Raw genomic sequence first — 13,583 nt, 5'->3', positions numbered from 1 at the left:
TCTTTACACCGGAAATGCGTATTTAGGGTTGGGGCCATGGAGATTGAGCCCCGATCGGCTCAACTCGCCCAGATGTCAAAGGAGTTGAGAGTGACGCACGACGTTTCCGCGCTGGCGGCCGAACTGCGGGAGATGGCCGCGGCCGACCACCGGGCCACCGTTCACGCGAACAGCGAGGACCCCGCCGAGCAGTTGGCGTGGCGGCGGCTGACCGCCGAGCACGGCGACCGGCTCGGCGCGATCATGGCGGAGCACGGCTGGCCGACGGCCGAACTGGTCGGTGCGGAGGCCGCCCGCGCGGCGTGGCTGATCGCCCAGCACGCGGACCGGCAGCTCGACGTCCAGCGCCGCGCTCTGGAGCTGATGGAGCAGGCGGTGGCGGCGGGCTCGGCCGAGCCCCGGGACCTGGCCTTCCTGCGCGACCGCACGTCGGTCAACGCGGGCCGCAAGCAGATCTACGGAACCCAGATCGCCGGTGTGAAGGACGGGGCGCCCGTGCCGTGGCCGTGCGAGGAGCCGGAGCGGATGGACGAGCTGCGCGTGGGGGTCGGCATCGAGCCCTTCGACCAGTACGTCGCACGGTTCGCGATGCCCTGAAACGGGGGCTGCGTCACCCTGCGGGCCGGTGGGCCGGGCGGGCGAAAAGGAGATCACTCCCCCGCCACTTTCAACCTATAGCGCACCGGGGGGCTTGCGGCAAGGCCCCGTCGGTGCCGCAGAATCGTGCGCCGAGGCCACAACCTGCAGAAATGAGGACACACGGTGCGTGTGGTGTTGTCGACGTACGAGGGACGCGGTGCCGTGCGGCCCGTGGTCGCGACCGCGACCGCGGCCGTGCCGCCTGCGCTCGGAACGGGCGTACCGGTGGTTCGACCGGCCGGTGCGGTGCGGCGGAGCAGGATCGCCTCCGGGGAGTCGCGGTGAACGAGCGGTACGTGTGGGACCTTCAGGAGATCGACGCGTCCTGGGGCGCGGTCGTCGGCGGCAAGGGCGCGCACCTGGGGGCGCTGTCGCGGATCGACGGCGTCCGCGTGCCGGAGGGGTTCGTCGTCCCGACGGACGCCTACCGGCGGGTCGTCGCCCTCTCGCCGTCGGTGGACGACCTGCTCGACCGGCTGTCGCGGCTGGACCCGCTGGACTCCGGCGACCGGGAGACGCTCCGCGTGCTCAGCGCGGAGATCCGCAAGGCCGTCGAGGGGATCGCCGTCCCGGACGGCCTCGCGTCGGCGATCACCGGCGCGCTCGCCCGGCTCGGTGACCGCGAGGGGTACGCCGTCCGTTCCAGCGCGACGGCGGAGGACCTGCCGACGGCCTCCTTCGCCGGGCAGCAGGACACGTATCTGAACGTCGTGGGGCCCGAGGAGGTCCTGCGGCACGTCAGCCGGTGCTGGGCCTCGCTGTTCACCGAGCGGGCCGTGGTCTACCGGGCCCGCAACGGCATCGACCACCGCACGGTGCACATGGCCGTGGTGGTGCAGCGGATGGTCCTCCCGCGGGCGTCCGGCATCCTGTTCACGGCCGACCCCGTCACCGGGGACCGGAAGACCGCCACCGTGGACGCCGGTTTCGGGCTCGGCGAGGCACTGGTCTCCGGCCTGGTGAACCCGGACGTCTTCAAGGTGCGCGGCGAGACGATCACCGAACGGGCCGTCGCCGCCAAGGAGCGCGCCCTGCGGGCACTGCCGGGCGGCGGTACGCGGGAGGTGGCGATCGACGGGCCGCAGCGGGAGCTGCCCGCGCTGACCGACGAGCAGGTGGTGCGGCTGGTACGGCTGGGGCGGCGGATCGAGGCGCACTTCGGCGGCCCGCAGGACATCGAGTGGTGCCTGGCCGACGACGGCTTCCGGATCGTGCAGAGCCGGCCGATCACCACGCTGTTCCCCGTTCCGGTACGGCCTGCCGACCCCGGCACCGGGGGCGCGGACCGGGGCAACCACGTCTACGTCTCGGTGGGCCACCAGCAGATGATGACCGACCCCATGAAGCCCCTGGGGTACTCCATGTGGCAGCTGACGGCCATGGTGCCGATGTACGAGGCGGGCGGGCGGCTGTTCGTCGACGTCACCCGGAGCCTGGCCTCGCCCGCGAGCCGGGCCGGTCTGCTCGACCTCATGGGCAAGGGCGATCCGCTGGTCAGGGACGCGCTGGAGACCGTCATCGACCGCGGCGACTTCGTCCCCTCGCTCCCGGACGCGGACCCCGGCCCCGGCAGGCAGTCCCGTACGGCAGCGGCTGCCTCGGCGGCGGAGGAAAGGGCGGACGGCGGGCTCGCGCCGGACGGGGTCGATCCGGCCGTCGTCCCCGAACTGGTGGCGCGCAGCCGGGCGTCCGTCGCCGCGCTGGAGGACGGCATCCGGACGAAGCGCGGACCGGAGCTCTTCGAGTTCCTGCTGGAGGCCTTCGAGGAGCACAAGCGGGTGCTGAGCGACCCGCTGAACTTCAAGGCGATCATGGCGGGGATGGAGGCCACCTGGTGGCTCAACGACCGGTTGCGCGACTGGCTGGGCGAGAAGAACCCGGCCGACACCCTCACGCTGTCCGCGCCCGGCAACATCACCTCCCGGATGGGGCTTGAGCTGCTCGACATCGCGGACGTGATCCGCCCGCACGCGGAGGTCGTGGCGTACCTCCAGAGCCTCCAGGACGGCGCGCCCGGGGGCACGCGGGACGGCGGGGACGAGGACTTCCTGGCCGAGCTGCCGAAGTTCCCGGGCGGGACCGAGGCCCGCGAGGCCATCGAGGGCTACCTCGACCGGTACGGGATGCGCTGCGTGGGCGAGATCGATATCACGAGGCCGCGCTGGCGCGAGCGCCCCGCCTCGCTCGTGCCGGCCGTCCTCGACAACGTACGGAACTTCGCTCCCGGCGCCGCCGGGCGGCGTTTCGAGGAGGGGCGGCGCAAGGCGCGGCAGAAGGAGGAGGAGGTACTGGCGCGGCTGCGGGACCAGCCGGACGGCGCACGCAGGGCCGAGGCGACCAAGCGGATGATCGACCAGGTCAGGGCCTTCATCGGGTACCGGGAGTACCCGAAGTACGACATCGTCCGCCGCTACTTCGTCTACAAGCGGGCACTGATGGCGGAGGCGGAGCGCCTGGTGCGGGCGGGTGCGCTGGCCGAGCGGGACGACGTCTTCCACCTCACCTTCCCGGAGTTCCACGCCGCGGTGCGCGCGGGCGAGGTGGACGGCGAACTGGTGCGGCGGCGCAAGGAGGCGTTCCGGTCGTACGGGGCGCTCACCCCGCCCCGGGTGCTCACCTCCGACGGCGAGGCCCTGAGCGGGGCGTACCGCCGGGACGACGTACCGGCCGGTGCGCTGGTCGGTGTGCCGGTCTCGGCCGGGACCGTCGAGGGGCGGGCCCGGGTGGTCCTCGACGTGGCGGACGCGGATCTCGCGGCGGGCGACATCCTGGTCACGCCGTTCACGGACCCCAGCTGGTCGCCGCTGTTCGTCGGGATCGCGGGCCTGGTCACCGAGGTGGGCGGGCTGATGACCCACGGCGCGGTGATCGCCAGGGAGTACGGTCTGCCGGCCGTCGTGGGCGTGGACGGTGCCACCCGACTGATCCGCGACGGGCAGCGGATCCGCCTGCACGGGACCGACGGGTACGTGGAGCTTCTGGACTGACCGCACGGAAGGCGGACCACCGGAGGCGGCGACCGGGGCGGCGGCTGCGCGACGAGCGGCAGCACGCCGCCCGCCGTGCCCCGGGGCGCTCGCGGCCGGGCAGCCCTCCACGCTCTCTTGTGGTGACTGAGGAACCGTAGGAGAGTGAGGGTCGGCCCGGCCCCCACGCGGCGAACGAGGAACGTGATGGCGAGCAAGCAGCAGCGCGAGACCCTGCCCGAGGGGGCGGACCTCAGGCGTGCGGATTCCCTGGCGCGGGAGATCTTCTCCGACGTCGCCAACAAGTGGGCCCTCCTGATCATCGAGGCCCTCGGCGAACGCACCCTGCGCTTCAGCGAGTTGCGCGGCGAGGTCGAGGGCATCAGCCACAAGATGCTCACCCAGAACCTCCGCATGCTGGAGCGCAACGGCCTGGTGACCCGCAAGGTGCACCCCACCGTGCCGCCGCGCGTCGAGTACACCCTCACCGGACCCGGCCGCGCCCTGCGCGCCACCGTCGACGCCCTCTGCGACTGGACCCAGCGGCACCTGGACCACATCGAGTCCGCCCGCCGCGACTTCGGCGCCTAGCGAAGGGGCCCGCGAAAAATCGGTGGCACGGCCGCGACGTGCCCGTCTACCGTGCCGTCGATCCGTACTGCCCAGGCGAAGGCGTCCCGTTGTACACCGTGTGAGACCTCCCGTGCGCTGAACCGTCGCGCGGCGCGCAACCGCGCCGCGCTCCTTCGTGCTGTGTATCTCTCACGGAAAACGGTGTACCTCCGTGCTCCACACCTGGGCCGTCGCGCCCACCTGTCTGCCTCTTGTCCGCCGACGCTGCCACACGTGCGCGTCCGACCGTTTCCGGGCGAGCGGCAAATTCCGCGTCAACGCCCACCACAAGCTCCTCGACATCTGGCTCCTCGTGCTCTGTGCCGGATGCGGGGAGACCGCCAAGCTCACGGTCCTGGAGCGGACACATGTCCGCTCCGTACGGCCCGAACTGCTCGACAAATTGCACGACAACGACCTCGGTCTGACCGCCGAACTGCTCCAGGACCCGGCCCTGCTGCGGCGCAACCGCGTCGCGCTCGACTGGACCGGTGCCTGGCGCCTGGACACCGGCGGAACGGACCACCTGGACCGCGAGGTGATCGACGTGTCGGTCCGCTTCGCGGCACGGATCCCGGTCCGGCCGGTTCGGTTGATCGCCGACGGCTGCCGTCTGCCGCGGGCCGAGGTCGAACGGCTCGTCACGGAAGGGAAGCTGGTGTCGGCCGTCCGGCCGGGCGGCCGGACCACCGGCGACTTCACCTTCACGCTCAAGCGCTGAACGGTCCCCACCGACCGATCGGCGCCGAGCGTTCCGCGACACCCGGGGGCCGGTCCGGCAGATCCCGCCGGACCGGCCCCCGGGGCCGCCCCTCGCCCCGGCCGTCCGCCGTCGCCCCGTCAGGACTGGGGCGCGGAGGGGCGGTCGAGCGGTTCGCGCTCCCCCGCAGAGGCGGGCGGTGCCTGGGGCCGCCGGTACGGAGCCTGGTCCTCCAGGACCGCGGTGAGGACGGCGACGGCGGCCGTCTCCTCGGCCCGGAACGCCAGGAGCGCGGACTGCGCCGCGTTCACCACGATGTCCGCCCGCACCCGTTGCTCCTCCAGGAAGGCAGCCTTCTCCTGGGCCCGGCGGTAGTGCAGCTGTGCCTCTTCGAGCGCCCGCTCGGCCGCCCGGCACTGGGCGACAGCGTCGCGCAGAGCCTCGTTGTCGTACCTCATACCGCATTCAACGTCCGCCACGCGCAAGGGATGTGGGCTGCACCGTTTAGAGCGGAAACGATTCACCGACACGGCCCACCGCAGGCCCCGGCGCCCGGCCGCCGCCGCGTGGGCGGGGGCCGGGCGCCGCCCCGGTGGAGCGAGGGTCAGCCCGTCCGTTCCCCCGGCCGTCCGGCCGGTCGTTCACCCGGTCCGGTGCCGGGCCGCTCGCCCGTGGGCGGTGCGGGCATCCGCCCCGCCACGACCGCGCCGATCACCAGGCCCACCCCGGCCAGCAGCGTGGCGAGGACGAACGGGTCGACGGAGTGCAGGGCCGGGGCGAACCCGACCCCGACGCAGAGCGCGGTCCCGGTCGCACCGCCCAGCTGGTCGGCCGCGCGCTGCACCCCCGAGGCGGTCCCCGCGTCGTCCTCGGTGACGCCGCTGACCGCGACGTACTGCAGTCCCACGATGCCGAGCCCCATGCCGGCCGCGATCAGGAACATCGCCGGGACAAGCGCCGGCCCGTCCGCCCGCAGGACCGCCACGAGCGCGATCACCGCCAGCGCAGCCGCCGTGAAACCGATCCCGGCCAGTACGCACGCGCGTGCCCCCCAGCGTCCCAGCAGCCGGGGCACCAGCAGCGCGCACGCGATCAGCGACACCGCCAGCGGCAGCATCGTCAGACCCGCGCCCAGCGGACCCGTGCCGAGGCGGTCCTGGAGGTAGAAGGTGAACAGCAGGAACGAGGTCGACAGCGCCCCGCTCAGCAGCATCGTGGTCAGATTGGCCGCCACCCGCGCCCGGTGGGCGAAGAAGCGCGGCGGCAGCAGCGGATCGCGCGCGCGTGCCTCGACGCGTACGCACGCGAATCCGGCGGCCACCGCCCCGGCCGACGCCCCCGCGACGAGCCAGCCGGGGGTTGCCGGTTCACCGGCCCCGACCACGGCGAGGGTGAACAGCAGCGGGCAGGCGGTCAGCAGCAGCGCACCGCCGAGCCCCGGCCGCCGGGGCCCGGGGGACAGGGGCGCGGCGCCCTCGGCGGGCGGCACGGCGGGCCGGTCCCCGTCGATCAGCAGCACGGCCGCCAGCAGCACCACCAGGACGAACGGCACCGACAGCAGGAAGATCCACCGCCAGCCCAGCTGGGCGGTGATCACGCCGGACACCGCGAACCCGAGCGCCAGACCGCAGCTGGCGACCGCGCCCCACACGCTCAACGCGCGGGACCTCAGCGGCCCTTCGGGGAACAGCAGGACGATGGTGGCCATCGCGGCGGGCAGGGCGACGGCCTCACCGGCACCCTGGAGCAGACGCGCGAGCACCAGCAGTTCGAAGGTGGGGGCGAGCCCCGCCAGCAGCGAGGCGGCACCGAACAGGCCGGTGCCGAACAGCAGGACGCGCCGCCGCCCGTACAGGTCGCCCAGCCGGCCGCCGAGCAGCAGCAGTCCGCCACCGGTGATCGTGTAGCCGACCACGACCCAGGTGAGGGCGTGTCCGCCCACGCCGTACTCGTCGCCGATGGAGGGCAGGGCGATGTTGACCACGGTCACGTCGACCGCGAGGAAGAACTGGAGCAGGGACATCGCGCACAGCACGAGCCACGCGCGCGCGGTGGACGGGCTGTGCCGTCGGGAAAAGGGGATGCGTGAACGCATCGGGAACTCCGTCGCTCGGAAGAGGTTCCGGGCAGCACGAAGGTGCCGCTCCGGTCTGATCACGGAGCGACGCGACGTCCAGGACGAAGGTCGAAGGTGTGGGTAGGACGTCCCGCCGCTAGCGGGGCGTCCTGGTCACCGCGGCGCACCCGGCCGCGCTCGGAGAAGCAGACATGCCGGGGACGCTACCAGGGGTGCCGGGGACGCGTCACGGGACGGTGATCCAGCGGGCCGCCGCGTCGTAGCTGTCCGTCGGACCGGTGTTGAACGCGATCGCCGCGTTCGGCGCGTGCCTGCGCACCAGGTTGATCACCTTCTCGAAGAGTTCGAGGAGTTCCCCGGGCTTGCGCAGGCCGCCGCCGACCACGACGCACTCCCAGTCGCGGGAGCGCAGCGCCGCGGTGACGACCTCCGCCACGTCCTGGCTGCCGTCGAGGCCGAACAGGCACATCTCGACGCCGACGCCGTGCTCGGCGAACCGGGCCGTGCCCTCTTCGAGCGCCTTGGCCACGGGCTCGGGGGCCCAGGGGCCGGGGACCCGGTAGGGGTCGAATCCGATCAGAAGAACGCGGGGCGGCAGGGAAGTCGTGTTCACCCGACGGACCCTACGCCGGGTCGCGCGGGGCCGACAGCCCGGTCGCGGCGGGTCCGGCGCGGTCGGCGGATATTCGCTTGACCCCCGTCCCCGGCCGCCGTTGGACTGTGGCGGGGCCGCACGCGCCGTGCCGCCCGTTTCCGAGGAGGCAGCCGAACCCATGCGGATCCGTACCACCACCGACCAGGATCTCGGTGTCTTCGTCGACACGATGCACCTCGCGTTCGGACGCTTCCCGGAAACCCCCACGGAGGAGGGCGGGCTCTGGTGGTCGGCGCTGGAGATGGACCGGGCGCTGCTCGCGGAGACGGACGACGGGCAGCCGGTGGGCACCGCTGCCGCGTACTCCTTCGAACTCACGCTGCCGGGTGAGGTGATCGTCCCGGCGGCCGGTGTCACCGCCGTCGGCGTCGTGCCCTCGCACCGGCGCCGGGGCGTGCTCAGCGCGATGAAGCGCCACCAGCTCGCCGAACTGCGCGAGCGGGGAGAGTTCCTGTCCGTGCTGCTGGCCTCGGAGGCCCTGATCTACCGCAGGTTCGGCTACGGGCCGGCCACCTACACCCGGCGGCTGACGGTGCCGCGCCGGCGGGCCGCGCTCGCCGAGCCCCGGGGGCGGACGGCCGGGCCGGACACCGGGTCGGTGGAGGTGCTGCGGCGGGAGCGGTGCGGCGACCTCCTGGAGGAGATCTACGACCGGTACCGCCGCACCCAGCCCGGTGCGCTGTCCCGGCCGAACCGGTGGTGGGCGCGCAGCGCGGGGCAGCCCCCGGTCTCCCGGGCGCCGCGCTACGTGGCCGTCCACCGGGACGCCGACGGCGTCCCCGACGGGTACGCCAGCTACTCGCTGGACGACTCCCGCAACCTGACCGTCGACGAGACCATCGCCACCGACGACGCGGCCGTCTCGGCCCTGACCCGCTTCGTGCTGGGCCACGACATCGTCACCGACGTCGTGTTCCGGCACCACGCCCCCGGGCACCCGCTGCGCTGGCAGCTGGCGGACTTCCGGGCCGGCCAGGTGAGCGAGGAGACCGACTGGCTCTGGGTCCGGCTGCTCGACGTGCCACGGGCGCTGACCGCGCGCGGCTGGTTCACCGACGGCGAGATCGTGCTGGACGTCACCGATCCGTTCCTCGGCGAGCACGGCCGCCACCTGCTGACCGTCCGGGACGGCAAGGCCGAGTGCACACCGACCGACCGGGAACCCGACCTGTCCATGGACATCGGCGACCTGGGCTCGGTCTATCTGGGCGGCACCGCCCCGAGCACGCTCGTGCGCGCCGGACACGTCCGGGCCCACCGGCCGGGCGCCGCCGTCCTCGCCGACGCCCTCTTCGGCACGGACCGGCCCCCGCACTGCCTGCACTGGTTCTGAGCACGGGCGGTACGGAGGCCCCGGCGTCCCCGGGGTCGGACCGGGCGACGTCCGCACACGTCCTCCCGCCCGTCGGTGTTCCGTGCGTCGGTGTTCCGTGCGTCGGTGTTCCGTGCGTCGGCGGGGCTCGGGGAGGACGCTTCGTAACGCCGGTATGAAGGCCTGTTACGGCTGTCCGACGGGTGCGGCGGAGGCGTTGACGCGCTTTCGCGGGCGTGGGTACGTTGCCACGGAGACAGGCCACGAGCGTCGGTGCGAGACGGGCCCCCAGGGGCGGAACGGTGACGGTGAACGCGATGCGGGCAGCAGAGGGGACGACCGTACGGCGGTCCCACCGCCGCGTCGCGCTGGTCGCGGACCGCTCCGTGGACCTGCTGCGGGTCAGCAGCGCGCTGTGTAGCGCCACTTGCCGCACCCTGCCCTGTCGCCCGCTGCCGCGGGGCTGACGACCGCCTTCCCGGCAGCGCCGTCCGGATCGGCCAACCGTCCCTGAGCGGTGGCCCCGGCCCCGGCCGGCGGCACCCCCTCGGTGCCCGTCGTCCGGTGCGCGTCGCCGGGTGCGCGTCGCCCCCGTGTACGCCGTCCCCCGTGCCCGCCGCCGGGTTCCTCCGCGCCCTGCGGCCCTCGCGGCGGCGGCCCTTCACCTCTTCCGTGCAGCCCTCGCCTGTTCCGCTGGAGCTCCGCATGCCCTCTTCCCGCGAGTCCCCCGGCGCCGCCGTGACCCTCGCCGACGTACCCGGCCCGGTCCCGGAACCCGGCCCGGCCGGGCCACCGCCCACCGAGAAACCCCCGGCCGCCCAGCGGGTGCTGCCGCTTCGGCGTCCCGGCCGCTGGCTCGCCGCCGCCGTCGTGCTCGTGCTGGTCGCCCAGATCGTCCACGGCCTGGTGACCAACCCGTTCTACCAGTGGGACCGCTTCGCGTACTGGTTCCTGCGTCCGGCCGTCCTGGACGGTCTGCTCGTCACGCTCGAAGTCACCTTCCTGAGCGCGGTGCTGGGGCTGCTGGGCGGTGTGCTGCTGGCGCTGGCGAGGCTGTCGCCGAGTCCGGTGCTGCGGACGGTGAGCTGGTTCTACCTCTGGCTGTTCCGGTCGGTGCCGCTGATCGTCGTCCTGCTCTTCCTCTACAACTTCAGCGCGCTGTACCAAACGGTGAGCCTGGGCATTCCGTTCGGCCCGGCGTTCTTCACCTTCGACGAGAACCGGCTCGCCACCGACATGGCCGTCGCGGTCGTCGGGCTCAGCCTCCACGAGGCGGCGTACGCCTCGGAGGTGGTGCGCGGCGGGATCCTCTCGGTGGACCAGGGACAGCACGAGGCCGCCGCCGCGCTCGGGCTGCCGAAGCGGTACCAGTTCCTGCGGATCGTGCTCCCGCAGGCCCTGCGCTCGTTCGTGCCGAACTACGTCAACCAGCTCATCGGTCTGATCAAGGCGACCTCGCTGGTCTTCTACGTGTCGCTGCTCGACCTGTTCGGCGCGGCGCAGAGCATGAGCAGCACCTATCCCGGCGACATCGTGCCGCTGCTGCTGGTGGCGACGGTCTGGTACCTGATCCTCACCAGCGTCGTGTCCGTCGTCCAGTTCTACGTCGAGCGGCGGTCCTCGCGCGGTGCGCTGCGCACGCTTCCGCCGACCCCGTGGCAGCGGCTGCGCACCGGCGCGGCCGAGCTGCGGGTCCGCGCCCGGAGGGAGACCGCGTCATGACCACCGAAACCCTCCAACCCCGCCCGGCCGCCGTCGAGGTGCACGGAGTGTCCAAGTGGTTCGGCACCCAACGCGTACTGGATCGCGTGAAGTTGACCGTGCGGCCCGGTGAGGTCACGGTCGTCGTCGGGCCCTCGGGGTCCGGCAAGTCGACCCTGCTGCGGGTGATCAACCATCTGGAGAAACCGGAACTGGGGCACGTCAGCCTGAACGGCGAGCCGGTCGGGGTGCGGCGGCACGGCAAGCGGCTCAAGGAGCTGAGCGAGCGGGCGATCCTCGCCCAGCGTGCCGGGATCGGCTTCGTGTTCCAGAACTTCCACCTCTTCCCGCACCTGACGGTGCTGGACAACGTGGCCGCCGCCCCGGTGGCGACCGGGAAGCTGACCAAGCCGGAGGCGCAGGCACTCGCCCGCGACCTGCTGGCCCGGGTGGGGCTGGGCGACCGGGCCGGGGCGTACCCCCGGCAGCTGTCCGGCGGCCAGCAGCAGCGGGTGGCCATCGCCCGCGCCCTCGCGCTGCGGCCCGGCGTCATCCTCTTCGACGAGCCGACCTCCGCACTCGATCCCGAGCTGGTCGGCGAGGTGCTGGCCGTCATCAAGGACCTGGCCCGCAGCGGCACCACCCTGGTCGTGGTCACCCACGAGATCGGTTTCGCCCGGGAAATCGCCGACCGGGTGGTCTTCATGGACGAGGGGCGGATCGTCGAACAGGGGCCGCCCGCCCAGGTGTTGGACCACCCCGAACATCCGCGGACGCGGGACTTCCTCAGCAGGGTGCTGTGACCGCGCCCCGGCCCGCGACGCCGCTCCTTCCCTGCCGTCCGGGCCCCGACCGTCCGGGCCCCGACCGCGCCGCCGCACCCCCGTCGCCGTACCCCTCCCAGCCGACAAGGACCCCCATGCGCAGCCCCGGTTCCAGCACCCGTCCCGGCCCCCTCGCCCGAACCGGTCCCCTCGCAGGTGCCGGCCCGCGTCACCGCCGCCGCCCGTCGCGCGGACTCACCGCCCTGGCCGTCGCCGTCGCCCTGGCCGCCTCGCTCGCCGGGTGCGGGGGCGACAGCGACGCCGCCACCACGGCCGGCGGCGGCGCACCGGACGGGACGGTGGTCGTGGGGGCCCTGTCCAACGGTGCCGCGACCGAGACCCCGCTCAAGGTGCCGGAGGTGAAGTCCCTCCGCGCGCAGCTGCCGAAGGAGGTCGCCGCGCGGGGGACGCTGACGATCGGGGTGGGCGCGCTGCCCGCCGGGGCCGCGCCGCTGTCGTACGTCGGCGGGGACCAGAAGACCCTCACCGGCGCCGAACCCGACCTCGGGCGGCTGGTCGCCGCGGTCCTCGGCCTGAGGCCGGAGGTGAAGAACTCGACCTGGGAGAACATGTTCGTCGGCGTCGACAGCGGCCGGACCGACGTGCTGTTCTCCAACGTCACCGTCACCGAGGAACGCAAACGGAAGTACGAGTTCGCCTCCTACCGGCAGGACAACCTGGCGTTCGAGACGTCGCGCGGCAGCACCTGGGAGTTCGGCGGCGACTACCGCAGGCTGGCGGGCCGTACGGTCGCCGTCGGCGCGGGCACCAACCAGGAGCGGATCCTCCTGGAGTGGAAGGCGAAGCTGGCCAAGGAGGGCAAGCAGCTCACCGTCAAGCACTTCCAGGACTACAACGCCACCGCCCTGGCACTGACCAGCGGCAGGATCGACATCTATCTGGGCCCCAACCCCGCGGTGGCTTACCACGTCGCGCAGACCGCGAAGTCGCCCAGGCCGACCCGCAACGCGGGCACCTTCTCCGGTGCCGGCACCTCGCTCCAGGGCCTCATCGCGGCCACCGCGCGCAAGGACAGCAAGCTCGCGAAGCCGGTGGCGGGCGCGATCAACCACCTGATCCAGAACGGGCAGTACGCCAAGTGGCTCGCCGCCTGGCACCTGTCCAACGAGGCCGTCGACAGGTCCCGGATCGACCCGCCCGGCCTGCCCCTGAACAACTCCTGACCGGCCCGCCCACCGCCCGGCCGCCGAGGCCCCGGCACCGTCCGCCCCGCACGTCCCGGCACCGCCCGCCCCTCCCCCGGTTCCGATACGGAGACACAGCACTGCCATGACCCTCAGCGTCCCGCCCACCACGCCCGCCGCACCGGCGGCCCCGCCCGCCACCACGACCACCGCCACGGCGGCCCCGCCGTCCACCGTCCCCCGGCATCCGGACGTACTGCTGGACAACCCCGCCTGGGCCGCGCTGACCGGCCCGCACGCGCACCTCGCCGAGCGCGTCGGGCGGGCCGCCCGCTACCCGGCGGACATCTCCCCGTTCACCGCGCTCGGCGATCCGGCCGACCCCGGTGCCTGGGACGACCTGGCCCGGCTGCTCGGGCCGGGAACGACGGCCGCGGTCACCGGCGTCCAGGACGTGCCCGAGGGGTGGGAGGTCGTCGAGAGCGGTACCGGCGTCCAGCTGACGGACACCGCGCTGCGTGCCGAACGGGCGCCGGAGGCGGTGCGGCTGGGGCCCGGTGACGTCCCGGAGGCGCTCGCGCTGGTCGCGCTCACCCGGCCAGGCCCGTTCCGGCCCCGCACCGTGGAGCTCGGCACGTATCTGGGTATCCGCGCGGACGGCGGCCGGGGCCCGCTGATCGCGCTGGCCGGGGAGCGGCTGCGTCCGCCGGGCTGGACGGAGATCAGCGCCGTCTGCACCCACCCCGACCACCGGGGGCGCGGACTGGCCACCCGGCTGGTGCGCGCGGTGGCCGCGGGCATCCGGGAGCGCGGCGAGACCCCGTTCCTCCACACGGCCGCGAGCAACGCCCCGGCGATCCGGCTGTACGAGTCGATCGGGTTCACCCTGCGCCGCCGCACCCGGTTCCTCCTGGTGCGCGCGCCCGGCACGGTCCCGCGGGGCCGGGACTGA

At 73.5% G+C, this 13,583-nt stretch carries 12 protein-coding genes; 9 read left to right on the top strand and 3 right to left on the bottom strand.

What is annotated here, in order from left to right:
- Positions 1-90: 90 nt before the first annotated feature.
- The 4 genes from ACFYVL_RS21310 to ACFYVL_RS21295 all read left to right on the top strand — a co-directional run bounded on the left by ACFYVL_RS21310 (position 91) and on the right by ACFYVL_RS21295 (position 4,938).
- The gene (locus ACFYVL_RS21310; RefSeq protein ID WP_389247004.1) at positions 91-597 is read left to right on the top strand and encodes a DUF6624 domain-containing protein; all 507 of its coding nucleotides are present in this window, start codon (positions 91-93) and stop codon (positions 595-597) included.
- A 323-nt stretch (positions 598-920) separates the two neighbouring features.
- The gene (rph, locus tag ACFYVL_RS21305; RefSeq protein WP_389247002.1) at positions 921-3,626 is read left to right on the top strand and encodes a rifamycin-inactivating phosphotransferase; all 2,706 of its coding nucleotides are present in this window, start codon (positions 921-923) and stop codon (positions 3,624-3,626) included.
- A gap of 186 nt (positions 3,627-3,812) precedes the next feature.
- Positions 3,813-4,196, top strand: a complete 384-nt coding sequence (locus tag ACFYVL_RS21300; RefSeq protein WP_389247000.1) for a winged helix-turn-helix transcriptional regulator — start codon at positions 3,813-3,815, stop codon at positions 4,194-4,196.
- A gap of 193 nt (positions 4,197-4,389) precedes the next feature.
- Positions 4,390-4,938 (top strand): DUF1062 domain-containing protein, encoded by a 549-nt coding sequence (locus ACFYVL_RS21295; protein ID WP_389246998.1) that lies wholly within the window; start codon positions 4,390-4,392, stop codon positions 4,936-4,938.
- A 119-nt stretch (positions 4,939-5,057) separates the two neighbouring features.
- Here ACFYVL_RS21295 and ACFYVL_RS21290 read toward each other — a convergent pair whose 3' ends face one another.
- The 3 genes from ACFYVL_RS21290 to ACFYVL_RS21280 all read right to left on the bottom strand — a co-directional run bounded on the left by ACFYVL_RS21290 (position 5,058) and on the right by ACFYVL_RS21280 (position 7,607).
- Positions 5,058-5,375 carry a hypothetical protein gene (locus ACFYVL_RS21290; RefSeq protein WP_389246996.1) on the bottom strand — a complete coding sequence of 106 codons (318 nt, stop codon included), beginning with the start codon at positions 5,373-5,375 and terminating at the stop codon, positions 5,058-5,060.
- A gap of 146 nt (positions 5,376-5,521) precedes the next feature.
- Positions 5,522-6,940, bottom strand: a complete 1,419-nt coding sequence (locus ACFYVL_RS21285; RefSeq protein ID WP_389247127.1) for an MFS transporter — start codon at positions 6,938-6,940, stop codon at positions 5,522-5,524.
- Between the two features lie 280 nt (positions 6,941-7,220).
- Complete coding sequence (locus ACFYVL_RS21280) at positions 7,221-7,607, bottom strand: hypothetical protein (protein WP_389246994.1); 387 nt, start codon at positions 7,605-7,607, stop codon at positions 7,221-7,223.
- Between the two features lie 160 nt (positions 7,608-7,767).
- Here ACFYVL_RS21280 and ACFYVL_RS21275 point away from each other — a divergent pair, with 160 nt between their 5' ends.
- The 5 genes from ACFYVL_RS21275 to ACFYVL_RS21255 all read left to right on the top strand — a co-directional run bounded on the left by ACFYVL_RS21275 (position 7,768) and on the right by ACFYVL_RS21255 (position 13,583).
- Positions 7,768-8,982, top strand: a complete 1,215-nt coding sequence (locus ACFYVL_RS21275; protein WP_389246992.1) for a GNAT family N-acetyltransferase — start codon at positions 7,768-7,770, stop codon at positions 8,980-8,982.
- 684 nt (positions 8,983-9,666) lie between these two features.
- Positions 9,667-10,683, top strand: a complete 1,017-nt coding sequence (locus ACFYVL_RS21270; RefSeq protein WP_389246990.1) for an amino acid ABC transporter permease — start codon at positions 9,667-9,669, stop codon at positions 10,681-10,683.
- A complete protein-coding gene (locus ACFYVL_RS21265) occupies positions 10,680-11,465 on the top strand; it encodes an amino acid ABC transporter ATP-binding protein (RefSeq protein WP_389246988.1) in 786 nt (261 codons plus the stop codon). The genes ACFYVL_RS21270 and ACFYVL_RS21265 overlap by 4 nt, the downstream gene beginning before the upstream one ends.
- Before the next feature lie 116 nt (positions 11,466-11,581).
- A complete protein-coding gene (locus ACFYVL_RS21260) occupies positions 11,582-12,670 on the top strand; it encodes a transporter substrate-binding domain-containing protein (protein ID WP_389246986.1) in 1,089 nt (362 codons plus the stop codon).
- Between the two features lie 106 nt (positions 12,671-12,776).
- Positions 12,777-13,583 (top strand): GNAT family N-acetyltransferase, encoded by an 807-nt coding sequence (locus ACFYVL_RS21255; RefSeq protein ID WP_389246984.1) that lies wholly within the window; start codon positions 12,777-12,779, stop codon positions 13,581-13,583.

Origin of the sequence: Streptomyces sp. NPDC004111 (assembly GCF_042874215.1) — a bacterium.
Lineage (GTDB): Bacteria > Actinomycetota > Actinomycetes > Streptomycetales > Streptomycetaceae > Streptomyces.
This window is presented reverse-complemented; position numbering and strand designations above follow the sequence as displayed.